This window comes from Nocardia transvalensis, assembly GCF_015477765.1.
Taxonomy (GTDB): Bacteria; Actinomycetota; Actinomycetes; order Mycobacteriales; family Mycobacteriaceae; genus Nocardia; species Nocardia transvalensis_A.
The window spans coordinates 187,937-211,612 of record NZ_JADLQQ010000010.1 but is presented as its reverse complement, the minus strand read 5'-3'; the positions used below and the strand labels follow the sequence as shown (position 1 = coordinate 211,612).

Annotated in this window: 27 protein-coding genes; 18 read left to right on the top strand and 9 right to left on the bottom strand. The window is 65.6% G+C overall.

Going from position 1 to position 23,676, the window contains the following annotated elements; translation table 11 throughout:
• Genes csb2 through IU452_RS28305 form a run of 3 tightly spaced genes read left to right on the top strand, consistent with a single transcriptional unit; the run spans position 1 to position 5,380 of the window.
• A complete protein-coding gene (gene csb2, locus IU452_RS28315; RefSeq protein ID WP_195112241.1) occupies positions 1-1,581 on the top strand; it encodes a type I-U CRISPR-associated protein Csb2 in 1,581 nt (526 codons plus the stop codon).
• A complete protein-coding gene (gene cas3u / locus IU452_RS28310) occupies positions 1,578-4,355 on the top strand; it encodes a type I-U CRISPR-associated helicase/endonuclease Cas3 (RefSeq protein WP_195112240.1) in 2,778 nt (925 codons plus the stop codon). Before csb2 ends, cas3u begins: the two co-directional genes overlap by 4 nt.
• Complete coding sequence (locus tag IU452_RS28305; RefSeq protein ID WP_195112239.1) at positions 4,352-5,380, top strand: hypothetical protein; 1,029 nt, start codon at positions 4,352-4,354, stop codon at positions 5,378-5,380. Before cas3u ends, IU452_RS28305 begins: the two co-directional genes overlap by 4 nt.
• 2,484 nt (positions 5,381-7,864) lie before the next feature.
• Here the strand turns inward: IU452_RS28305 and IU452_RS28300 are convergent.
• Positions 7,865-8,932 carry a dTDP-glucose 4,6-dehydratase gene (locus IU452_RS28300; protein WP_195112238.1) on the bottom strand — a complete coding sequence of 356 codons (1,068 nt, stop codon included), beginning with the start codon at positions 8,930-8,932 and terminating at the stop codon, positions 7,865-7,867.
• Positions 8,933-9,061: 129 nt separating this feature from the next.
• On the opposite strand from IU452_RS28300, the gene IU452_RS28295 reads away from it, so the two are divergent.
• From IU452_RS28295 to IU452_RS28255, 9 genes are all read left to right on the top strand, one after another.
• Complete coding sequence (locus tag IU452_RS28295; protein WP_195112237.1) at positions 9,062-9,322, top strand: hypothetical protein; 261 nt, start codon at positions 9,062-9,064, stop codon at positions 9,320-9,322.
• A 34-nt stretch (positions 9,323-9,356) separates the two neighbouring features.
• Entirely contained in the window at positions 9,357-9,968 is a 612-nt protein-coding gene (locus IU452_RS28290; RefSeq protein ID WP_195112236.1) for a hypothetical protein, read from the top strand.
• Entirely contained in the window at positions 9,965-11,053 is a 1,089-nt protein-coding gene (locus tag IU452_RS28285; protein WP_195112235.1) for a hypothetical protein, read from the top strand. The genes IU452_RS28290 and IU452_RS28285 overlap by 4 nt, the downstream gene beginning before the upstream one ends.
• On the top strand, positions 11,050-11,739 hold the full coding sequence (queC, locus tag IU452_RS28280) for a 7-cyano-7-deazaguanine synthase QueC (protein WP_195112234.1): 690 nt from the start codon (positions 11,050-11,052) through the stop codon (positions 11,737-11,739). Before IU452_RS28285 ends, queC begins: the two co-directional genes overlap by 4 nt.
• On the top strand, positions 11,736-12,188 hold the full coding sequence (locus tag IU452_RS28275; protein WP_195112233.1) for a DUF6884 domain-containing protein: 453 nt from the start codon (positions 11,736-11,738) through the stop codon (positions 12,186-12,188). Before queC ends, IU452_RS28275 begins: the two co-directional genes overlap by 4 nt.
• On the top strand, positions 12,185-12,604 hold the full coding sequence (locus IU452_RS28270) for a 6-pyruvoyl trahydropterin synthase family protein (RefSeq protein WP_195112232.1): 420 nt from the start codon (positions 12,185-12,187) through the stop codon (positions 12,602-12,604). Before IU452_RS28275 ends, IU452_RS28270 begins: the two co-directional genes overlap by 4 nt.
• Positions 12,601-13,344 (top strand): 7-carboxy-7-deazaguanine synthase QueE, encoded by a 744-nt coding sequence (locus IU452_RS28265; RefSeq protein ID WP_324192865.1) that lies wholly within the window; start codon positions 12,601-12,603, stop codon positions 13,342-13,344. The genes IU452_RS28270 and IU452_RS28265 overlap by 4 nt, the downstream gene beginning before the upstream one ends.
• 7 nt (positions 13,345-13,351) lie before the next feature.
• Positions 13,352-14,002 (top strand): GTP cyclohydrolase I, encoded by a 651-nt coding sequence (gene folE, locus IU452_RS28260; protein ID WP_195112231.1) that lies wholly within the window; start codon positions 13,352-13,354, stop codon positions 14,000-14,002.
• A 110-nt stretch (positions 14,003-14,112) separates the two neighbouring features.
• Positions 14,113-14,826 carry a hypothetical protein gene (locus tag IU452_RS28255; protein ID WP_195112230.1) on the top strand — a complete coding sequence of 238 codons (714 nt, stop codon included), beginning with the start codon at positions 14,113-14,115 and terminating at the stop codon, positions 14,824-14,826.
• A 53-nt stretch (positions 14,827-14,879) separates the two neighbouring features.
• On the opposite strand, the gene IU452_RS28250 is transcribed toward IU452_RS28255, so the two are convergent.
• The 8 genes from IU452_RS28250 to IU452_RS28215 form a co-directional block, all read right to left on the bottom strand.
• Positions 14,880-15,221 (bottom strand): DUF6221 family protein, encoded by a 342-nt coding sequence (locus tag IU452_RS28250; protein WP_195112229.1) that lies wholly within the window; start codon positions 15,219-15,221, stop codon positions 14,880-14,882.
• 16 nt (positions 15,222-15,237) lie between these two features.
• Positions 15,238-15,651 carry a hypothetical protein gene (locus IU452_RS28245; RefSeq protein ID WP_195112228.1) on the bottom strand — a complete coding sequence of 138 codons (414 nt, stop codon included), beginning with the start codon at positions 15,649-15,651 and terminating at the stop codon, positions 15,238-15,240.
• A 274-nt stretch (positions 15,652-15,925) separates the two neighbouring features.
• Entirely contained in the window at positions 15,926-16,306 is a 381-nt protein-coding gene (locus IU452_RS28240) for a hypothetical protein (RefSeq protein WP_195112227.1), read from the bottom strand.
• A gap of 83 nt (positions 16,307-16,389) precedes the next feature.
• Positions 16,390-16,719 carry a hypothetical protein gene (locus tag IU452_RS28235; RefSeq protein ID WP_195112226.1) on the bottom strand — a complete coding sequence of 110 codons (330 nt, stop codon included), beginning with the start codon at positions 16,717-16,719 and terminating at the stop codon, positions 16,390-16,392.
• 118 nt (positions 16,720-16,837) lie between these two features.
• Complete coding sequence (locus IU452_RS28230; protein WP_195112225.1) at positions 16,838-17,254, bottom strand: hypothetical protein; 417 nt, start codon at positions 17,252-17,254, stop codon at positions 16,838-16,840.
• 28 nt (positions 17,255-17,282) lie between these two features.
• Entirely contained in the window at positions 17,283-17,822 is a 540-nt protein-coding gene (locus IU452_RS28225; protein WP_195112224.1) for a hypothetical protein, read from the bottom strand.
• A 52-nt stretch (positions 17,823-17,874) separates the two neighbouring features.
• Positions 17,875-18,282 (bottom strand): hypothetical protein, encoded by a 408-nt coding sequence (locus tag IU452_RS28220; protein WP_195112223.1) that lies wholly within the window; start codon positions 18,280-18,282, stop codon positions 17,875-17,877.
• A gap of 60 nt (positions 18,283-18,342) precedes the next feature.
• Positions 18,343-18,525, bottom strand: coding sequence for a hypothetical protein (locus IU452_RS28215; protein ID WP_195112222.1), 183 nt, complete (start codon positions 18,523-18,525; stop codon positions 18,343-18,345).
• Positions 18,526-18,763: 238 nt separating this feature from the next.
• On the opposite strand from IU452_RS28215, the gene IU452_RS28210 reads away from it, so the two are divergent.
• From IU452_RS28210 to IU452_RS28185, 6 genes are all read left to right on the top strand, one after another.
• The gene (locus IU452_RS28210; RefSeq protein WP_195112221.1) at positions 18,764-18,973 is read left to right on the top strand and encodes a hypothetical protein; all 210 of its coding nucleotides are present in this window, start codon (positions 18,764-18,766) and stop codon (positions 18,971-18,973) included.
• Entirely contained in the window at positions 18,970-19,143 is a 174-nt protein-coding gene (locus IU452_RS28205; protein WP_195112220.1) for a DUF7427 family protein, read from the top strand. The genes IU452_RS28210 and IU452_RS28205 overlap by 4 nt, the downstream gene beginning before the upstream one ends.
• A 657-nt stretch (positions 19,144-19,800) precedes the next feature.
• The gene (locus IU452_RS28200; RefSeq protein ID WP_195112219.1) at positions 19,801-20,160 is read left to right on the top strand and encodes a sporulation transcriptional regulator SpoIIID; all 360 of its coding nucleotides are present in this window, start codon (positions 19,801-19,803) and stop codon (positions 20,158-20,160) included.
• A gap of 17 nt (positions 20,161-20,177) precedes the next feature.
• Positions 20,178-21,464, top strand: a complete 1,287-nt coding sequence (locus tag IU452_RS28195) for a PBSX family phage terminase large subunit (RefSeq protein ID WP_195112218.1) — start codon at positions 20,178-20,180, stop codon at positions 21,462-21,464.
• A 305-nt stretch (positions 21,465-21,769) separates the two neighbouring features.
• Positions 21,770-22,036, top strand: a complete 267-nt coding sequence (locus tag IU452_RS28190) for a hypothetical protein (protein WP_195112217.1) — start codon at positions 21,770-21,772, stop codon at positions 22,034-22,036.
• A 10-nt stretch (positions 22,037-22,046) separates the two neighbouring features.
• The gene (locus tag IU452_RS28185) at positions 22,047-23,669 is read left to right on the top strand and encodes a phage portal protein (RefSeq protein ID WP_195112216.1); all 1,623 of its coding nucleotides are present in this window, start codon (positions 22,047-22,049) and stop codon (positions 23,667-23,669) included.
• The last annotated feature ends 7 nt before the right edge of the window (positions 23,670-23,676 follow it).

Sequence of the window (23,676 nt, the reverse complement as noted above, 5' to 3'; positions counted from 1 at the left end):
GTGGCAGCGGGAATTAGAGCGACATTTCTGCTCGGGACCTACACCGGTCACCGCGCCGACGGTTCACCCGACCCTGTCCCCGACCCGGCCCGGTTGCACGCCGCCCTGCTCAATGCGGCCGGGCAGGGCATCACCGCAGTAGCCGGAAAGCATGGACTTGAGCCGTCTGCGCAGGCACGAGCCGTGTTGGAATGGCTGGAGAACAACCCGCCCACTGGGGTATTGCTGCCGGCTCGGCGTCCGGTGGCCGACAGCCCGGTCACCGCCTTCCGCAAGGAGGGCGTGCTGCGGAAGGAAGGCAAAGCCGCCAAATGGGTCGACAAAACCACGGCGCGCGCATTCTCCGATGGCTACGCATTGGCTGGCCCAGTCGGATGGTGCTGGGCCAACGGCATCCCCGACGACATCCGCGGCACCCTTGAGAAGCTGTGCGCCGATGTGAGCTGTCTGGGTGAAACAACCAGCCCCGTCCTGCTCACAGTCAGTGAGATCGAGCCGACCCACGAGATCGCTGAGAACGCTGCACTTTTCGATCCGATCGGTGACGACTGGCGTGTCCCCGAGCCCGGACGCACTGCGGCGCTGGAGGCTGGCCACGCCGCCTGTACCGGCAAACCACCGTCGATACCGCGTGACCGGCATTCCTCCAGTGAGATGCCCGCCCCGGCACCGGTGTCGCGGGCGGGTCTGGGCGTGCGACGGTATCGCGCGATTGCACCGGAGCCGTCGACGGCGCCGTGGCCGACCGTGGTCCTGTTGCCGACCACCAGCACGATCCACCCCGACCGTCGGGTCGCCTGGTGTGTGGCGATTCATCGGGCGTTGGTCGAACGCATCGGATTCGGTGCCCCGCCGATGATCACCGGCCACTACGCCACCGGCCTCACTCAACCGGCGAATCGTCTCGCCATCCAATACATCCCGGCCCGCCACCGAAAGGCCGAGGTCTTGGCGCACCACGGAATCGCCTCGGGGGCATTCGCTTTGATGATCCCCGCCGGTGCCGGTGCCGACGAACTGGCCCCCCTGGCCCGAGCACTGGTCAGGTTCCAGGCGGTGAGCCTGCCCCGCAACGATGCTGACGGGACCTACCGGGGATCGGTGAGGTTCGACGACGCGGTGACCGTCGCGGGTGAAACATTTTGGCCGCGGCCCGAAGCGGGGCGTGCGCGATGGTGGGTGACCGACCCGGTGGCGGTTCCCGAAACGGGACGACAGCGTCGTAGCCTGGCCGCCGACGGCACCCGGCGACGGTGGTCGTTGGAGGATGCGGCGCGGGTGTCGGTGGGCCTGGTGTTCCGCGACGCGCTCGGGGTCGAGCGACGCGGCAGCCGGTGGTTCGAGAACCTCGCCGCCAACGCCGCCGATCACGGTGTGCAGGTACGGCACACCGCACTGATGCATCGCTCCGATATCGACAAATGGATCCACAAGGCACCCGCAGGGCACCTGGTGCAGCCCTACCGGGCAACGCTGCGGATGGGCCGCCTCGCCGATGACACGACCCTGCTCGCGATCGGGCAGAGTCGGCACCTCGGCGGTGGGTTGCTGCTTCCGGTCGACGAGGAGGCAATACCGTGAGTCTGACGGTCGCCGACTTCGACGAGTTCTTCCGAGCAGTCAACGACGGTCACCCGCCGTTCCGGTGGCAGCGGCGGATGCTGGCCGAGCTGGTACGCACCGGACGCTGGCCCGACCGGCTGGTGGCACCGACCGGCGCTGGGAAATCCAGCGTCGTCGATATGCACGTCTTCGCGGTCGCGTTGTCGGCCCGAGGAGGTGCGCGGGTCCCGCGACGGCTGGCGGTGGTAGTGAACCGGCGAGGACTCGTCGACAGCCACGAGCAGCGTGCCAACACCATCTGTCACCTGCTCGTATCCGCGTCACCGGAGTCGGTGCTCGGGCGCACCGCCGCAGCATTGATGCAGTTGCGAACCAGCCAGCACGACAACAAGGTTGGTGAACCATTCGACATCGTCAACCTGCGCGGTGGGCTGCCGCCGCAGCGTGACTGGGTGTCCGATCCGAGTGCATGCCAAGTTATTTGCGCCACACCGGACATGTGGGGAAGCCGGGTATTGTTCCGCGGCTACGGCACCTCGTATCTGGCGCGTCCCCGCGAAGCCGGCCTGCTCACCCACGACGCGGTCATCGTGCTGGACGAAGCACACCTGAACCGGCAGCTGTTGCTCACCGCCCGCCGAATCACCGAACTGGCCGCCCCGACAAGCACCCGGATCGGCGTCCCGGCGCTGCAGGTCGTCGAAACAACAGCCACACCCGCCGAACCGGGCGCTACCGCATACACAGAGGCGGGTGTGATCACCGACGACCTCATCGATGATCATGATCCGGCCCTCACCGCGCGGCTGACGACTGCGAAGCCCGTGCGCCGACTGGCCGATCCGAACTGGCCACCGCGGTCGGGCAACTCCCGCACCCGCTACACCGACACACTCGTCAGCGAAGCGATCCGGCTCGTCACGACCTACGGCACGCGGGGAAGCACAGGCCGTACCGTCGGCTGTTTCGTCAACACCGTGCCCCTGGCTGCGGAGGTCGCCGAACGGATGCGAGCACAAGGGTTTACCGTGGAACTGCTGGTGGGGCGGCTGCGGCCCTACGACCTCGACCAGCTACAGACAACCCGGCCCGACCTGTTGACCGTCCGCGGCGACAACACCGTCGACGTGTTGGTCGCCACGCAAACCCTCGAGGTCGGCGTCGACGTCGACCTGGCAGCACTGGTCACCGAACTCGCGCCAGCCCAAGCCATTTCTCAACGCGCTGGCCGCGTCAACCGGCTCGGCCGCGCCGACACCACCGAGATCGTCATCGTGGGCCCCGCACCTGATTCGGATCTGTTCGCCCCTCCACAGGGCAAGCAGTCCCGCCAACTGGTTGTGCTTCCCTACGCGACCGCCGGGGACACCGATCGCTACGAGCAGCTGATACACACCTGGGAATGGCTCGGTGAACGCGAAGCCGACCCGCGAGGACTGGCACCCTGGGCGGTGGCCACAGCGCCGGGACCCCGCACAGGACTGGACCGCACACTGTTGCAACGGCTCGAACCCTACGACGTGGCCTATCTCGCCCGCACCGGGGGTGACTTGTTCGCCGAACCGGATCTCGAACTGTGGCTGCGGGATTCGCTCGACCGGGAGCCCACACCCTGCGGGATAGTCGTCCGATCACACCGGCCCGCCGACCCCAACGCCACAGCCGAGTTGCTCCAGGCCACACCACCGGTCAACGACGAGATCTACCCGGCCAGCATGCACACCACACGACAGGTGATCCGCGCGATCACCGACGACGGCGGCGACGTGTACGTGTACCGCAACGACACAATCGAGATCCTCGAGACCACCGACCCCGAGGGCGGTCGGATACGCCCGGGTGACATCGTGATCGTCGACGAGAAACACCCCATCATCCAGGCCAACGTGGTCACCGAGACACCCAATGCACCCGGCACCGACATCTTCGACGCGGTCACAGAAGGAACGTGCTGGCGATTCGTCGCCGGCATGAGCGACGCGATCGACACGATGCTCGACGACCTCGCCGATCTCGCCGAATCATCGGAGGGACAACCAACCGAACCGGAACTGCGTCAACTGCTTTCGGTCGAGTACGGCGCCGATCAACAGCTCGATTCGCTTCGGGATGCACCGAGACGCGCACGGGTGGAGATCCAACGCGCATGGGGGGCGCTCGACGATCCCGACTCGCGGTGGCTGGTGGTATCTGTCCCCGAGACTGTCGACGACACGATCCGGCAAGTCTGGTCACGCAATCGCGTCCTGCTCGACAACCACAACACCGACGTCGGCGCCCGCGCCCGAGCCCTCGCTGAACGACTCGGCCTAGTTGTGGACCTGCACAAGGACCTCGATACCGCGGGCCGCTGGCACGACAGCGGCAAACGACTTCCCCGCTTCCAGCGAGTTCGCCTCGCCAACCCGAACCCGCACAGCGAACTGCTCGCCAAGAGCCCCGGCCGACGCCAACCACAACTGGTCACCAGCGTCGGCGGGCTCCCGCCGAGCTGGCGCCACGAACAACTGTCCGCCGCCATCGCACGCACCGACGGACACGACGACCTGACTGTCCGCTTGGTCGGCACCAGCCACGGCCACGGCCGCCCCGGATTCCCGCACGTCACCACCGAACTGCTCAACCCCGACGAAGAGACAACCATGCGCCAGGCCGCGGAAGACCTGTTCGACCACGGCGAGTGGGACACGCTCCTCGACACCACACACAACCACTGGGGAGTGTGGGGGTGCGCCTACCTGGAGGCGATCCTACGCGCCGCCGACAGCCAGATCTCTGCGGAGGGACGATGACCATCTTCACACTCCCTGGCACGGTCACCAACGCCGTCACCCATTTCGCGCTCTACGGCCTGGCAGCCATCTACGACCATGAAACCGGCGCTCACCCGCGGGTCTCCTGGAGCAACGAACGCCAGCCCCGAGCGCTCCTCGACATCGGGGATTCGACCAGCCAGTCCCTCGCGCGCGCAGTGCACCAGCACGCCTGTCGACATTCCAAGCCCGACAGCTGGATTCAACACACTCACCAGCACGAAGGTAGGCCTACGGCCACCTTCAGCCCCCGCATCAAGACCCCATCTTCGAACGAGTCCTGGACCGCACTACAACACGCGCGCCACCAGACACTCGATGCCCTCCACCCCGTGCACGGCCACCTGGATTGGCAGATGATCGGCGCGTTGGGCGAGCCCGCCTACTGGCGGACCGACGGCAACGAGCCACGGCCGGATGAGGGCGCCAGCCGCTGGGAAATGAAGACACGCAACCAAGGTGAGGAGTTCGTCGGACAACGGTTGGCGCCACTCGCCGATGCTGTCGCTGCGCGCACCGTCGACCAGGTGCTCAGCGGCCTGCTTGGGGAAACAGTCACCGACGAATCCGGCAAGAACAGCCCCAAATCGCGGACAGCGACCGGTCTGTCCCGCCCCGGCCCGGTCGACAACGCCCTCGCCTGGTGCGCCCTGTGGGGAATCAGCCAGTTCCCCGTGGTCCACCGCCTGAACCGGCAATCCGCAACGGCAGGCACCCACGTGCCCGGTCGCCGTGCAGCCCCCGCCTCAGTGTTCGTACCCGTCCCAGTGCAGCCGCTGTCCATGGCGCGGATGCGGAACGTCCTGGCATCACAGCATCTCGCCGTGGCCGGCGCCAACAGTCGAGAACTTGAGACACAAGCGGCCCGGAAATGGCTCAGCGTCAGGGGTATTCGCGCACTGATCACGTTTCCCGTACGCGTCACCGACAACCCCACCGCACCGGAACGCTATCTGCTGGACGGCATGCCGACCATCCTGGAAACCACCGCTGGCACATACTGACTCCAATGCGATTCGCTTCGGAAGAACCTCCAATCCTGCAGTTGCACCAGCAACTACACTTCATCGAGGGGGATCCCTCGTCGTGGACAACCAGGGACGCAACGCTGGCCGCGGTTGTTTCGGCAACTGCACTTCATCGAGGGCTGATGGCGGCTAAGCCTGCCGAGCGTCGTCGTGTGCCGCAGTTGTTTCGGCAACTGCACTTCATCGAGGGTCACGGATCATGTCGGCCAGTGAGGCGCTGGGGCGAAGGCCTCAGCTGCTTTTGGCAAGTCCGCTTCATTCAGGGCTGACCTCGCATCACCCGAAACGTCATCGGCCCGCCGCAGCTGCTTCGGCAGCTGCACTTCATCGAGGGCACGCCACCGACATCGCGGTTCCGGTACTGGCCACCAGGCCGCAGCTGTTTTGGCAGCTGCACTTCATCGAGGGATCGGCGACTCGATCCGCGCCGAGATCCGCTACGCCGAAGACCGCAGCCGCTTTGGCAGCTGCACTTCATCGAGGGAGCGTCTATGGCCATGTCGTGCCGGAAGTTGTGGCGGCCGCAGTTGTTTCGGCAACTGCACTTCATCGAGGGGATGCGCCGATTGTTCCCGATGTGCTGACCACGTGCCGCAGCCGTTTCGATCGGCTGCACTTCATCGAGGGGGGTAGGCGGCGACCTGCTTCCACCCCGAAAGCTGTTTGCCGCAGCTGTTTCGGCAACTGTGCTTCATCGAGGGTGCTCAGTCGCGAAGGGGCACAACGCCGGTGGCCGGGGCCGCAGCTGCTTCGGCAACTTCATCGAGGGGAGATGCAAGGCACCTATGCCGACCCGACCGCGAGCCGCAGCTGCTTCGGCGGCTGCACTTCATCGAGGGCTCGTGCACCCCGAGTGGGCCTCCTACATTTGGTCCGGCCGCAGCTTGTTTCGGCAACTGCACTTCATCGAGGGTCGGTCACGCCGAGCCCCGACAGCGGGGCCTGCACGCCGCAGTGGTTTCGGCAACTGCGCTTCATCGAGGGTGCCAGCTGGTCGGCGGGGACCCGTGGGAGGTCAACGAGCGCCGCAGCCGCTTCGGCAGCTGCATTTCATCGAGGGAGCGTGTACCCATCGGTGCCGGATCCGGGCGGGCCGCGCCGCAGCCGGTTCGGCAACTGCACTTCATCGAGGGCACCAGCAGAACATCAGCGCGATGCCTTTCTCCGTCCGCGGCTGCTTTGGCGACTGCACTTCATCGAGGGATGCTCATGACCCTGCAAGCCGACGAACCACACCATGCCGCAGTTGTTTCGGCAACCGCTCTTCATCGAGGGATCGGCGAGTCGACCCGTGCGGAGATCCGCTACGCCGAGGCCGCAGCTGCTTCGGCAACTGCGCTTCAGCGAGGGGCGCTGGCGCGCCGCGGATGCGGCGGATCGTGCCTGCCGCAGACGTTTCGGCGGCTGCACTTCATCGAGGGTGGGATCCGATCGAGTGGGTTGTGGGCGTCGGATACGAGTCGCAGCTGGTTTGACAGGCAGCGGTACTTCATCGAGGGACGCGTACCATCGGCCAGACGGGCAGCGAGCTGTACATGCCGCAGTTGTTTCGGCAACTGCACTTCATCCAGGGCACTGCGGTGGCGACGACGGCCACACCTCGGTCGGCGCCGCAGCTGCTTCGGCAGCTGCACTTCATCGAGGGCGGTGGAAGTATTGGATCACTTCGACGTCGCCGAGGCCGCAGCCCCCTTTGGCGGCTGCACTTCATTGAGGGTTCACCGCGGAGAACATCGGCGCGCCAAGCTGGACTGTGCCGCAGCTGTTTCGGCGAGTGCACTTCATCGAGGAAAGACCAGCGTCACGGACGGATACAACCGGCTCACGGCCGCAGCTGTTTCGGCAACTGCACTTCATAGAGGGGCGCTCAACGGAGCCGCCCAGGCTGCCCACGCCTTTCACACCGCGGCTGTTTCGGCAGCTGCACTTCATCGAGGGACCGCCATGTGCGACCTCTGCGGCGACGAATACGAAGCCGCAGCTGCTTCGGCAGTTGCACTTCATCGAGGGCACGCGGCACCCGTCACTTCGGACTCCTGAATGGCCGCAGCCGCTTCGGTGTCGCAGCTGCTTCGGCAGCTGCACTTCATCGAGGGCAGACAGTGCGGCCCAGCCACTGGACGATTAGCACGACGGCCGCAGTTGTTTCGGCAACTGCACTTCATCTAGGAGTCGCAAAGGCCCAGGACAGGGGCCTCGGCAACGAAATGCCGTAGGGGCTTCGGGCGGCTACGCTCTCATCGAGGACGGCCGACGACGTTGCACCGACACGGGATTGAATCAGTCGCAGCCGCCTCGATGGCTGCACTTCATCGAGGGGGGCGTGACATCCCCGGCATCACGATGGGCCGTGATCACCGGCGCAGGTTGTTTCGGCAACTGCACTTCATCGAGGAGACGAAGACTCGGGGGTTGGGCGGCTGGTAACACTCGAAGTGCTACAGGCGATCTCGGTCAGGCTTAACGCGCCGAGGCGGCGGGACCGACCCGGCTCCAGTCGAACCCGAGTTCGCCCTTGTCCGTGATGATCTGCTCCCACCAAGGGCGGTTCTCGACATACCAGGCGACCGTTTCGGCGATCCCGGCGGCGAAGTCATGCGCGGCCAGCCAACCCAGCTGGTTTTCGATCTTCTCCGGGTTGATCAGGTATCGGCGATCGTGATTGGGTCGGTCCGGGATGTGTTCGATCCACTGGTCCGGGTTCAGGCCCAGCTCCGTGACCACCATGTGCGCAATATCGAGGTTGGTGACCTCGGTGCGCGCGGAGATGTCGAAGATCGGCAGCAATCCTGGGTCTGTGGCCATCGCAGGCGGAATCGGATCCATGTCGGCATGCAGCACCCGATGCACTGCAGCACAGTGGTCGGCCACATGCAGCCAGTCCCGGCTCTGCAGGCCGTCGCCGTACACGGGTACCTTCCGGCCGCGCAGCAGGTTCGTCACCGCGAGTGGGATCAGCTTCTCCGGCAGCTGATACGGGCCATAGTTGTTGGCGCAGTGTGTCATCCGGATATTCAGGTCCGGGTAGGTTTGCATGTAGGCGCGCACCATCTGGTCCCCGGCCGCCTTCGCCGCACTGTAGGGCGTCTTGGCGTTCAACGGGGACCGTTCGGTGAACCACTGGTCCCCGGCCGCGAGCTCCCCGTACACCTCGATCGTCGACACATGCACATGCGACCGCACGGGCACCAGCCGACTGCATTCGGCCATCACCTGAGCACCCAGCGCATTGGACCGCATGAACGCCGACGGTCCCAGGATCGCGCGATCGTTGTGCGACTCGGCCGCGAAATTCACGACATAGTCCGGTCGGTATCGGCGGTAGATCGCCTCCATCACCGCCAGGTCGGCGATGTCGGCTTTCTCGAACACGATGCGGTCGATCACCGGATCCAGGTTCGCCAGGTTCCCGGCGAAGCCGATGTAATCGACCGCCACTACTTCGGCATCCGGCTCCCACTCCAGCAGGCGATGCACGTAGTTCGCGCCGATGAAACCCGCGGCGCCGGTCACGAGGTAGACGGACATGGCAGCCGATGCTAGCCGAGACCGCTGGAAGGACACTGCTTCCCGGAGGGCGATGTGCGGCTGATCCGGTCGGCGGGCTGTTGGCCACTTTCTGTACCCGCTGCGGGGTGGCTGGTGACAATCGCGGCCATGACGGCGACCGTGACCAGGATCAACCCCGACTACCGGCCCGCTCGTACCGGTGCGCCTGTAGTCACGCACATGTCCTACGACTCCGCTGACGGCTGGTCGATCGAGATCACCCGACCCCATCAGGCCACCAGCGACGGCGAACCCCCGGTCGCCGCGGACCTGCCTGCCGATATCCGCAGCGCACTAGAAGCCTGGCTCGACGATGACAACACCCCACCAGCGGCAACACGTCCAGCGCAACCAGCGCGCACCGCCTGACCCGCCCCGTCCAGCCTTGAGGAGAACACGCATCGTGACCGACACCGCGCCCGGACGCCGGCATGTGCACCCGTCCGAGTTGAACCTGTTCCACAAGAACCCCCGCCGCGGCAACGTCGCGGTCATCAAAGCCTCCCTGCGCGCCAACGGCCAATACAAGCCCGTCGTCGTCAATATAGGAACCCACACCGGCCGCCCCAACGAAGTCCTCACCGGCAACCACACCGTCATCGCCATCCGCGACCTCGCCGAGGAATACCCGGACGCCGAGCAGTGGCAGCAGGTGCTCATCCACGAGATCGATGTCGACGACGACCGCGCCGCCCGCATCGTCGCCGCGGACAACCGCACCTCCGAAGTCGGCGGGTTCGACGACCGGCTACTGCTCGAACTGCTCAGCGACCTCCCCGATCTGGACGGCACCGGCTACGACGACACCGACATCACCGCGTTGGAAGACATCATCGCTGGAGCCCCCGACCTGGATGCGCTGGAAGACGAAGTCGGTGAACCCGAACCCGACGACCACCTGGTGTCGTTGTCGCTGAAGGTCGAACCGGACCTCCAACGTGCCTGGGCCACCCACCGTAAGAACTTCTCCGACGACTCTGCCGCGCTGTCGGTGCTGTTGGACGACGCCGCGTGATCCCCGCACCCCGCAACGCACTGGTCAGCTTCCACTACTTCGGCAACCACAACCTCGACAAGCTGGCCGGCTTGAGGCTGATCGGTGATTCCGGCGCATTCTCCGCCGCCTCCCAAGGTGTCACCATCACAACCAAAGACCTCGCACGATGGGCGCATCGGTGGCGGCACCGGCTGGCGTGGGTGGCAGCGCTGGATGTGATCGGCGACCCGGCCGCGACCCGCCGCAACTGGCACGAACTCGTGGATGTCCATGGCGTCGCCGCGGTCCCGACGATCCACTACGGTGACGACCCTGCCCTGATGGACTACTACGCCGACCGTGGCGTCGACTTCCTGGGTCTGGGTGGCATGGTCGCACACGGGGGCTCTCGGGCACGCTTGTTGCGCTGGCTGGTGCAGGTGTTCAAACACCAGCGCCGACATTGGCCGCAGGTGCGGTTCCACGGCTGGGGCGTGTCCTCGCCGGAACTGCTCCGGCTGCCGTTCTTTTCCGTCGACTCCTCCGGCTGGGGCTCCGCCTACCGGTACGCGCGGCTGACGCTGCGCGACCCGCGCACCAACGCCCTCATTACCGCCCGCCTCGACGGCCGCGACGTCTACCGCCCCGAGGTCGCCAAACTGCTGCACCGCCACTACGGAGTCGCCCCGTCACAGGTGGCACGCTCCACACCGGCGAATCGTCCTCTGCTGATAAGGATTTCAGCACTGGCGGCGAGTGTGAACGAACAACACATGCGCCGCACCCACGGCGTCATCCCCGCCCCGGCCTGGGGGGACCTGTCCCGCACGGATGGACCTCACCTGCATCTGGCCACCGCCAACAGCGGGATCGCCGACCAACTCGCCCACGACCGGCGTCGAGCCGACGGCCCGCACCTTCACCTCGCCGAAGGTGCCGCCCAAAACCTGGAACTCGTGGCGGCCATGGACGGCCCGCACCTGCATCTGGCCGACACTGACCCCGGCGCACTGGCCGGCATCGCCGAAACCGCCCGAACCCACACCACGACCGGTCCACACCCTGCCGTGTCGGGCCGGTCGCCCGACATCGACGCACCTACCGAGAAACCAGACGCCGCATGACCTACAAACCTGTCGTCCTGCTCTCCGGCGGCATGGACTCCGCTACCGCTCTCGCCTACAGCCTCGACGGCCCCGACGTCGTCGACGCCCTCGCCGTGTTCATCGATTACGGGCAGCGTCACCGCATCGAATTCGAATCATCGAAAGCCGTTGCCGCCCATTACGGTGTCCCGCTGACTGTCCTCGATCTCACCACGTTCGGTGCCAGCGTCACCTCGGCGCTTACCGGTGATGGTGAGATCCCGCACGGCCACTACACCGCCGACACCATGGCCAAAACCGTTGTGCCGAATCGCAACGCCACCATGCTGATGGCCGCCACCGGGATCGCCGCCTCCCACCACATGACCGAGGTTGTCACCGCCGTCCACGCCGGAGACCACGCGATCTACCCCGACTGCCGTCCTGAATTCATCGACGCCATCTCCACCGCCGCCCAGCTGGGATGCGGTGTCCGCATCGGCGCACCCTTCGTGCACCTGTCCAAAGCGCAGATCGCACGCATCGGCAACCGGCTCGGTGTCCCTTACGCGCTGACCTGGTCCTGCTACGAGGGCGATCGGGCCGGGCACTGTGGACGCTGCGGCACTTGCGTCGAACGCGCCGAAGCATTCGCTCACGCCGGTGTCACCGACCGCACCGTCTACACCGACCCCGACTATTGGCGGCAGGTCACGGGCGCGTGAACGAGCCGCCGTGGGTGATCATCAGTTGCGGGGCAGCGAAATTGGATCGACCGGCACCGGCCGGTCAGCTCTACACCGGCGCCCTGTTCGTCAGCACACGACGGTGGGCCTGTTCGGTCACCGACCCGCATCGCGTGCTGGTGCTGTCGGCCAAACACGGGCTGATCAACCTCACCACCCGCCTGGCCTCCTACGACTTGAAGATGGGGCAGCGCGGCTCGATCAGCGTCGACACCGTGGCCACGCAGCTGCGTCGGCGCGGCATCACCGACGCGCTCGCGGTCTGCGGTGCCAACTACCGCCACGTGCTGGGTCCGGCCGCCCGCGCGGCAGGCTGCCGCATCGTCTACCCGTTCGCCTACCTGCCTGACCGTCGCCTCGGATACCTCCGAAGCGCTCTCAACCGCCACTACGGGCGCATCCCATACTTGCCGGAAAGACATTCATGACTTCGTTCATCACCGTCGGCCACAACGCCGAAACCGCCCACCGCATACCCACACTCACCGGGGCGGGCGCGAAATGCCGCAACGTGCACGGGCATTCGTTCTGGATCGAATGGACCTTCCGCGTCGACGATCTCGACGCCGACACCGCCGAGTTCGGCGCAATCAAGACCGTACTCAAGGACTGGGTCGACACCCATCTCGACCACGGGTTCGTCTGCCACCCGGGCGACGACATCGGCGACGTCCTCGAAGCCGCCGGGTTGAAGGTGTATCGGCTCGCTGGCGGCTGGCCGACCACCGAGGCGATTGCCGCCGACATCGCGGACGTGACACGGAAACTGTTGCCGCAGTTGACGTTGACACGCGTGCACGTGCATGAAGGCCGCACCAACCAGGCCAGCTGGGAGGCCCAGTGAGCGGCCCCTCCTCCAGCGGGCGGTTCGCGTTGCCGGTGTCCGAACAGTTCGGGCCCACCATCCAAGGCGAAGGCCCGTTCGCAGGCCGTGTCGCCCAGTTCATCCGCCTCGGCGGCTGCAACCTCTCCTGCTCGTGGTGCGACACCCCCTACACCTGGGACGAAACCCGGTACGACCTGAAACGGGAAAACCCGCCTGTCCCGGTCGATCAGCTGATCCGCGACGCACACCCGGACATGCTGACCGTCCTCTCCGGTGGTGAACCACTGATGCATCAACGCAAACCGGGATGGCAGCAACTGCTGTACGGGCTGACCTCCAAAGGGTGCGCGGTGCAGGTGGAAACCAACGGCACACTGCCCCCCAACGGCACCACAAGGGAATTCACGGCGGCGGCATCGATCTCGCCGAAGCTGCCCAACGCGGGGACCCATCGGCGTGCGCAGAACCCGATGCTGCATCCGGGATGGGTCGACTACGTCAACACCGGTCAGGAACCGTTGGCGCGCAACGCGATCCTGAAGTTCGTCGTCGCCGACGCCACCGATGTCGATCTCGCCGCCGACTACGCCACCCGCGTCGGGTGGCCCCGCGACCGGGTGTGGGTGATGCCGCAAGGCATCAGCACCACTGAACTGCAATCACGCTGGCCCGCAGTCGCACGCCGAGCCGCCGACATCGGCGTGAACGCCACCCACCGCATTCACGTCCTCGCCTTCGGCGACACGAGAGGTACATAAGCATCCGATGACACCGTCCTTTTCAACCCTGGTCGCACACGAAACCCCCACCCCAGCCCCGGCGCCCGGTGCAGGTTGCGCAGTCCTCGACCAGGCCGCCACCGCGGTCACCGACTTGCTCACCGCGTTCGGCATCGACGAAGGCGACCACACCGCCGACACTCCGAAACGCGTCGCCAAAGCCTGGGCGCACAGGCTCGCCGGCTACCGGGAAGACCCCGTCGCACACCTTGACCGCACGTTCCCGGCCCCACACCATGCGGGCCCGGTGATCGTGTCCGGTATCCGGGTGGCCTCCACCTGCGCTCACCACCTGCTGCCCTTCACCGGCACCGCGACCGTCGCCTACGCTCCCGCGCCGCAGTCGCGGATCGTGGGTCTGTCGAAACTGTCGCGGCTGGTGGACGGGTATGCGCGGCGGCTGCAGGTGCAAGAACGCCTCGGCACCCAGGTCGCCGACGCCGTGTACGACAGGCTCACCCCGCGCTGGGCGTGCGTGCTGATCACCGCCGAGCACCAGTGCATGACCCTGCGCGGGGTCGAAGACCCCCATACCGTCACCACAACCCGCACGATCCGCGGTCACATCAGCGACGCCGACCTGCACCTGGTGCTGTCCGCGCACCGTGACGCGACCAGAAAGTCCGCCACCGCGTGACCCGCAATCCTGGCCGCACCGATGGCCCTCCAGTCGCGGATCCGGCAAAGATGTCCGGAACTGGTGCAGGACAACCGATTGCGGGCACAGCCGGTGGTGCGGTCGCGACCGTGACCCACCCGTTGGAGCCGTTACAGCGTGAGACGGTGATGAGCGCGTTAGGGCAGGTTCCTGACTTGCTCGACGACCTGCAGACCACCATCACCCGCACCGACCGCATCCACACTGGCGGCCAGATCAGCGCACGTGGGCGGCATCGTGAACGCGTGGTGCCGTTCAACCAGCGAGCCTCACAGGCGCGAATGACGCTGGAACACGCTTTACGCGCCTACGCGCTACGGGTCGCGATCGTCACCGGTGCCCCTGCCCCGCACAGACCCGCCGCCCACGCCGCCTACCTGGCACGGTGGCTGCCAGCGATACCCGACGATGCCCCGTGCATCGACGGAATCCATGCGGAGATCGTCGGCGCGGTCCAGCAGGCACGTCATGCCATCGACCGCCCAGTCGAGCGGCTGTTCGTCGGTCCCTGCCCGGCATGCCGGACCGACCTGTACGCCATCGACAGCGCCGAAGTTGTCGACTGTGCCGGATGCGGGTACTGCGTACCGGTGCAGCAGCATCGTCGCCTGCTTCTGCGGCAGGCGGAGAACGCTGTGGGCACCGCCGCCGAATTGGCGCGCATCTTGTCATGGTTTGCGGGCAAACCTGTGACCGCAGAACGGATCCGGCAGTGGGCCGCGCGTGGCAAACTCCACGGCTTCCGGTCACCGGCCGGGGTCGTGTACCGCATCGGCGACGTGATCGAGCTGAGCCGCACCTGACCGCTCTTGCCGTGGAACCACGTCTATAGCCGGGGCCGCGCATCGCGGGTGGCTCACTCGGTATCAGTCATCCAACCGGGCTCGTAGTCGGAATGGTCGGACCAGATCGCCGCGATCTCCTTGGTGGTCTTGCCTGTCTTGAGGGCGGTCCGTAGCGCAGCGCACTGTCGTAGTACGTGTGCCGGGTCGTGCCGAATGACGTGAGTTCGGTCGATATCGCGGTCAATCGTGCCAACATATCCGAGGTGGCCGAGTCGCTCCTTATCAGCCGCGATCGCCTTGGCTTCGACATGGACCCAAGGAGGCATCGGGGCCGACCATGGTGCGCCAGCCGCCGCCTGGGCGATCTGTTCGTCTTCCGCCAGCCGAGCCTCGATGAATTCCTCGATAGTCACCCTGTCGATCCTTCCTTCACGGCGTGCAGCCATGCGCAACCGCGTCCTGGATTGCCTGCCGCGCCTGGGATTTTTCCGCCTCGCTTGCACTGATCCAAGCATTGGTTTGTGCCAGCATCTCGAACATCCCCTCGATGGCGTCTTGATCGCTGACCCCGGGGTTGAGTTCGCGGGCCTGAGCGATGAACTCGCGAGTCTGCTGACACAGGTCCCCGGATGTCAACGCCGATGTTGTCGGCGCGGTAGCTGGTGGGGGAGAGGCCGGCGAGGTGGCGGGCACCTGCATGGGGCGAGGCGTCTGGCTGGATGAGACCGCCTCGACCAGGGTGGTCGAGGCGGTCGAACGACTGTTGTCGGGGCCGCAGGCTGTGGAGACGATCCCTATGAGCAGAATCCACCCAATCACTATGGCGGTGCGGGAAATTCGCATTCCCGCACACTATCGACCGATGATCGATCACATGTCCAGGCGCAGCCCGTGGAGCCCGGCGTGGTCGGCTGGGACAACCTCGGGAGACGCGGTGATCCACTACCTGTTACTCAGATCGGGTTTCCTGCGTCCATTCCCCGTAAGGGTCCTTCGCTCGCTCGGCGAGCAGCCGGAGGCAGTCGGGGCACAGCATCCCGCCAGGACCGACCGGGTTCTCGCCGCACCGAACGCATAGCTTTGGTTCGTCTGACACGTCATGGAATCCTACGACCGGCTACAAGGGCATCTCGCGTGTCCCGTACAACCCGAAGTCGTCGCCCTCGAGATACGCGCGATGCTGGGCGTCTGCGCGGGCAGCGATCTCCGCATTCCGTGCGGCGCGTTCCTGTATCCGCCATCGCAGCAGCAGGAACCCGCAGCCCGCCGCGATCCCGAGCCCGGTGAACCCGGCACCGTAGGCGGTTCCGGTGAGGTTGCCGATCCCGCCGGTCAGGCCGAAGCCCACGCCGAACCAGGCGCACAGCCTCGGGTGTGACCTGGTGAAGTTGACGATCTGCTGGACGATCGTCGGCCGCGTGTCCGGTTTCACCCACCAGACGATCACGAAGATAGGCCACGCCATGAGGAACAGCAGGGCCGAGCCGACGATCTTCATGGTGTTTTGCTTTCGGCTTGGGCTGAGGTTGGTTTGTGGTCAACGCCGTGCCCGTCGGAGTGGCCGCGGCGCAAACGATCGAGTCAGAGGATCGTGAGGTAGAGGCCGGTGGTGGTCTCGAACAGTCTGCGCAGTTGTTCGACATGAACGTCGGTGAACAATTCCCGCTGGCGGTAATTGACGCCGCGAACGGTGCCGAACTCCAGACGGTAGGTGTCGTTGGCGTGCAAGCGGATCGAGACGTGGTTGATCTTCGCGGCGTTCCGCATGATCCGGAATTGGATGCCATCGGGCAGGACCACGAAGTCCTTGGCACCGACGGCGGCGATCAGGCGGCGCTGGCTTCCGGCGAGCTGCCGGAAGATCGTCCGGGCGATCTCATAGCTCCGGTCGTTCGCATTATTGGCGGTCATCGGAATTTCCTTGGCACTCTCGGGTTTTGGCGGCAGGCACCGCGCCCGCGACCCGGGCGCGGTGCCACCGAATGATTAGGGTGCGGCGCGGAATGGCCGACGGGATGGGAGCGTCCAATCAGAATGTTTCCGGGTCGACACCCTGTGTCCAGGTGGCCGAGCGCCGGATCAGATCTCCAGCCGGATTGCGATATTCGATCGAATATGTTGCCGACACGGAGCCGCGCACTCGCGCCATTCTCTCGGCACTGCGTTTCAGCTCCGCGTGGCTCGTCGTGGAGTAGCCGTCAATCTGCCCTGGGGTGCTCCGCTTTACCCACATCAGTCGGGGGTCATCGTTGAGCCGGGCGACGATGCCGTCGATGTCGAGTTGCTCCCCGGTGTGATAACCGCATTCGCGGCACCACCGGTACGCCACTGGTGCGACATCGTGCAAAGTGATTCCGCTGTAAGGCACGCCGGGACGACCCCGCATCGTCACATACCAGCGCAGCGGCTCGTTCGGGCATTCAGGGCAGTGTTCGAGTGTCTTCACCGGTTGTGTCTCTTTCGATTCCGCCCATTCACCAATGCTCGATGAGGTCGAACGGCAGCTGCTCATAGCTGTCGGGCGCGGTGTCGCTGATTGTGATGCGATCTCGGGCCCATGTTCCGACGACGGAGAACTCGCCGGATGTTCTGTGTGCGTGCAGGTCACCGCCTCCGCGTCCGTTGCCTTCGACCGTAAGGATCGGCAGCGGATGGATCCGGTAGCCGTGCCTGTTGGCCAAGACGGTCGCCTTGTCGACGTAGAGATGCTTGTCGTGGTTGATGACATAACGGCCGACCGCACAAGCGGGTAGTGGGCTCGCCTTCACCGCCGCCCTCGTCCGGCTGTACAGGTTCGTCGGGCTGATGTTGTCGGGTTCGGCGTCGGCGTAGTCACCGGCCCACACCACGCGTGTCTGTGTGCTCAGCAGTTTTTCGACGGCCTCGACGAATGCGTTGCCGATCCATGAGTGTTCCATCAGCTTGGTGCCGGAGTCGTAGTCCCACGACTCCAGATAGGTGCTGATCTCGTCGGTGTCGTCGGCGAGCAGGACGGCCTTGTAGTACTGGCCCATAGTGGTTTCCTTCCGGGATGTGCGAGCTGGCAGGCTCGTGTTGGGTGAGCGGCTATTTCGGTGCGGACAGCGTGGTGGTGTAGACGCGGACCGGGATGTCGAAGTCGACGCCGTTGTGGGCGCAGGCGTGGCCGTGGTGGAAGATCCACGCGCTGCCGGGCCGGGTGGTACCGGTGTTGGTGAGGCTGGCCAGTGGAATCGAGGGATACAAGGAACCGCTGAAATTCATGTCGCCATTGGGCAGCAGGTAATAGCTGCCGCGGTCTGAGGTTTGTGCGTCTTCGTCGCCCCAGATGTAGGAGATACGGCGACGAATGCCGTCGGCGAAGTCGATCCAGTCGCCGACCAGAGGGGTGGTTGCCTGGTGGCGTTTGTTCAACCGCTCGGTGACAAGAGTGTGATCGCGATCGTCGAATCTTGGATAAGCTGACTTTGGACGGCGGTGTGGGGTGATCGTCATTGGGTTCCTTGCCGATTGAAGGTGGATGGGGCCGCTGTGGCTGTCCGCGCTTGTGGTTGTTCAGGCGGCTGCTTCCTCGTCGGTGAGGATTCGAGGGGTGAGCAGGATGTGGTCCTGGTGGGCTGTGACGCGGCGGCCGGTGGTGAGGGTGATGTCGGCGCGGGATCCGTTGCGGGTCAGCTGATAGCCGGTGATGGCGGCGACTTCGGTGGCGGTGCCGTCGTGGATGAACAGTGCGTGCATCGTGGGGGTCCTTCCGGGGTGGGCGGGGCTGGCAGGTCCCGCACGACCACAAACTTACGCAGGATTACGCACTATGGCGACGATGGTTGCGCAGGCTGATGATGTTGGTCAACACTCCGGTTCTGTCACACATCCTGGGTTAGGCTGCACGCCGTAGGCGACAGTCTGACCCCGATGGTGAGCAGTGGTTGTGCGCAACCCTTGTGGTCGGGTTCGCATATCGGAACCGGAGATTGGGATGCGTATCGTGCCTCAGCCGTTGAAGCTTGGCCGGATCGTGATCGACCGTGTCATCCGCGACGACGGCAGCGACGCAGTTGCGGTGTCAGCGCTCGACGCCAACGGTGATGATCTGCCGCTGATCGAATCGCTGGGGATGCTCGCCTACGGGTTCCTGCAGCTGGCTACCGACGCCGCGCTGCAAGACGAAGACGACGAGGAACTGTGAGCCGCACACGCAGGGCGGGCAACACGCTGACCGGTGAAACCGCCGTCGCGGTCTTGGTCGGCCTGACGCTCGCTCACGAACTCACCGCAGGCGAGGATCAGCTACTGTCGCACGCGTTCGACCGCTGGCTGAACAAGCACCCCGTTCTCACCACGCTGCGGTCGCGGTGACGGCGCTGCATCTGCTGAACGGATTCGAACGCCTGGGCGTCCCCTGGCTGGACCCCTACACCGGGTTCCGGTACGTACCGCCCGTGTGGCGAGCCCTGCACCTGCCCTCGCGACACCGTCCTCGCCCACAACCCCCGCCAGGCGCACCGAACATCGGATTGCGCTGACCCAGACGATGTTTCGATAACTACAGAGACGGGTCGACCACGACGACCATCGCTGTCGGACGACCTTGATCTCACCGAGACTGCGGCATGCCCCCGGACACACAACAATTGCCCTGATTGCCGGGCAGAGCCTGCCGCACCACACCCGCCCGCGACTCCCGCCAGCCCCCGACCCTGCGGCGGTCGCAGTCGCGGGCGCCAGCCCCAACCCCGGACCCGAGTGATTCCGCGCGCACCGTGCCAGCGCTGCGCAAGACGGTGAAGCACCGGAGGAACCGGGGTTGGGGCCTTCGACATCACCCGTCGCCGCACAACCTACCGACCCAACGAATTTCCGGCACCGGGACACACACTCCTCGACCAGAACTCTGAGCACGCCCGCCGCGTTGCTCCCCGGAGCCTGTAGGAGGCGCGCGTCGTGGCACGGTCCAAAACGAGCAGAACAGCGATCGAACGAGCCCAACGCCAGGAAAAGGCACTCAACCTCCGGTTGGCCGGCGCGACGATCCGCGCGATTGCCGACAAACTCGGTGTCTCCAAAACCACCGCCCACCGCGACGTCGCCGAAGCGCTCGCCGAGATCAAACGCGAGCCCGCACAAGCAGTCCTGGACATGGAACTGCATCGCCTCGACGCGATGCTGCTCGGGCTCTACCCCACAGCGGTACGCGGAGACGTGAAAGCTGTGCTGGCGGCGTTGAAGATCATGGACCGGCGCGCGAAATACCTTGGCCTGGACAACACCTCACCAGCAGACACCGGCCACGAGGCGCGCCACGCGCTCGACAGCCTGCACGCTGCGATCGTGTCGGCGGCCGAGCAGATCACCGACACCCCGACACAACAGTGACCGCCCCCTCACCGGGGATGAGCGCCAAGCAGATCACCTCGTATGCGGGCGCGACCGGCCGGGTAAACATGTTCGTCGGCGCGATCCGCAGCGGCAAGTCATTCTCGTGGACCTGGTTGATGCTGAAGAAGATCCGCGACGCCGGACCGGTCGGCGCGATCGTGATCGTTGGCAAGAACCGTGACGCGATCTACCGCAACGTCTTCGAACCGCTGGCAACCCATCCCGCGTTCAGGATGTTCAGCCCACATATCCACTACCGGCAAGGTGCGTCCACGGCAAGGATATTCGGCCGGACCGTCCACATCGTCGGCGCCCACGACGCCAAAAGCGAAAACAAGATCCGCGGCATGACCATCCAGCTCGCGTTCTGCGACGAGGTCACCGTGCTCGACGTGGGCTTCTTCAAACAACTGTTGGGCCGCATGTCCGTTGACGGTGCGCAACTGTTCGGCACCACCAACCCCGACTCACCCAGCCACTGGCTGAAAACCGACTACCTGGACCGGGTCACCGAACTGCCGGACTGGCGGGTGTTCCACTTCACCCTCGACGACAACCCGTCGTTAACCGACAGTTACAAAAGCGCCATCAAGGCCGAATACACCGGACTGTGGTACCGGAGGTTCATCGACGGCGCATGGGTCGGCGGCGATGGCGCGATCTACGACATGTGGAACGACAACCGGCACATCATCAGCTGGGATGCGCTGCCACCCATGCACACGGTGCTCGGTGTCGGCATCGACTACGGCACCACCAACGCCACGGCCGCGCTGATGCTCACCCTCGGTGCGGACGGTGTGCTGTACCTGGTCGACGAATGGCGGTACGAGGCCCGTGACGACCAGGCGCGCTGGACCGACGGCCAACTGTCGCACGGGATTCGCTCCTGGCTGGCCTCGCCGCACCTGCCGGTCGCCTCCAGCCCACACCTCGGCTGTGACACCGTGATCGTCGACCCTGCTGCCGCCAGCTTCCGCGTACAACTGCTCGCCGACGGTGTGGTAACCCATGCGGCCGACAACGACGTGCTCTACGGCATCCGGTTGACAGCCTCCCTACTGGCGGCCGGACGGCTGCGTGTCACGAAGCGGTGCGCAGGCTTCCTCGCCGAGGTCACCGGCTACACCTGGGACACGACGGCGACCGCACACGGCCGCGACGCCCCGATCAAGACCGCCGATCATTCACTCGACGCGGCCCGCTACGTGATCGTCACCACCGAAAAGCGGTGGCGGCCATACGTGGACCTCACCGCACACACGACAGACGGCGCAGCATCCCCGTCACCACCTCGGTGACAGCGACAGCGACAGCAACCATGACTCCCGGAACGGCACCCGGGACGTTCAACTTGTGCCGTGACAACTGAATAGCCGGCCCGCAGGCGGAGTGTCGATACCTCCGCCTGCGGTGCCGGTCCACAGCGACGAAAACAGAGGGGGGATCGGATGCGGAACCGGTTGGCCCGCACATTGTTCCGCCTGGCGCGACGACTCGACCCGACCCTAGGAACACCACCACGGGCTCACCGCCGCGTCGGTGTCGTACCAGCCGTGCCGTCTGTTCCCGTCCTCACCCACACCGGCACCGTGGCGGGGGAGCGATGGTAGCCGGACAGGGTTCGCGGCCAGGAGTCGGTGCCTCGCGCGCGCTCAACGACTACTGGACGAAAGGGAAGGGCCTGGCGAAGTGGGCGGCCAGCCCCACACCGTACACGGCGCTGGTGGCCGCGCTGCGCGAACACGTGCCTGAAAGCCAGGTGCACGGTCTGGCCGCCGAGTACTACCACATGGTGTTCGGCGTATGGCCCGGCCGCAACCACTCCCAACACAACCGACCCAACACATCCCGGCCAACTCCCAAGCGATAAGGAGGCTCTCGTGCCACTGCCCGAGCACGGCAGCACGTGGCCTCCCAAACCATGGGATCGGGCCCAGCGGGATATGGCGGTGTGGAACGCCTGGTACACCGGCAACACCACCGACCTGGAAACCATCTACACCGCACACGGGACCATGCGCCCGGCCCTGGGTGCACGCGGAATCATCGGCCGCATCCAACGCTTCTTCTGGAGCCGCCCCGACATCCAGCAATCCGCCAAACTGCACCTGCCCGCGCCCGCCGACCTTGCCCGCGCCAGCGCCGATCTGCTGTTCTCCCAACCACCGACGTGGATGATCGCCGCCGACGACACCGTCGGTGACCGGGCCGCGGCGCAGAAACGCCTCGACACCATCTTCGCCAGCGACGAAACCGTCTCCACCCTGTTGGAGGCCGCCGAAGTGTGCTCCGCGCTGGGCGGCAGTTATCTGCGCCTGTGGTGGGACACCCAGATTGCCGACCACGTCATGCTCGGCACCGTCGCCGCCGATGCGGCGCTGCCGACCTGGCGTTACAACCGGCTCACCGCCGTCACCTTCTGGACCACCGTGTTCGACGAGGACGGCACCGTGCTGCGTCACCTCGAACGCCACGAACCAGGACGAATCCTGCACGGGCTGTATCACGGTGACCGCAGCCGTCTCGGCCGCCGTATCCCGCTCTCGGAATCTCCCGACACACAGTGGGCGGTCGATGTCGTCGACGCCGACGGCGGTATCGCCACCGGTGTGTCGACGCTCACCGCAGCGTACGTTCCCAATGTGCGGCCGAACCGATTGTGGCGCACCACCCCTGGGCTGACGCAGCTGGGGCGCAGTGATTTCGATCAGCTCGAGCAATGGTTCGATGCGTTGGACGAGACCTACACCAGTTGGCTGCGCGATATCCGGTTGGGTAAGGCGCGGTTGTTCGTTGACGAGAACCTGCTCAAACCCGCCGCACCGGGCCACGGCGCGGAATGGGACAACGAACAGGCAGTGTTCACCACCTTGCGTGCCGGTCTCGGGTCCGCCGCAGACGGTCACGGTGGAGTGCAGGCCAACCAGTTCGCCATCCGCTGGCAAGAACACGCCCAAACAGCTGCTGAACTGTTGAACGTCGTGTTGCGCGCCGCCGGGCAGTCGGCGAACAACTTCTCCGACAACTCCCTCACGGTCGGTGTCATGACCGCCACCGAGGTCAATGCGCGGGAGAAGCTGTCGGAAAAGACGCGGTCGAAGAAGATTTCGTATTGGAAAAGCGCGCTGCGTCCGTTGGCGGCTACCGCGATGCGCATCGATGCCGCCGTGTTCGGCACCGGCATCACCCTCAGCGACGACCCGGAACTGAAGTTCCCCACCCGGTCTGCGCAATCTCCGACGGAGATGGCGGCAACGTTGGCGGCGTTGGCGTCCGCGCACGCGATGTCGACACGCCAGATGGTGCTCGAACAGCATCCGGACTGGTCGACCGAAGAAATCGACGCCGAGGTGGCACGCATCGCCAATGACCGGGCTGCCGCGGCGGTCACCGACCTTCCCTCACCAATGGATTACGGTGCACCACCTGGCGACGGAGACGACGACATCGCAACCAGTGCAACGGTTCCCGCCGACGACGCTGCACCGCCGTTGGCGGCGTGAGGTGGTA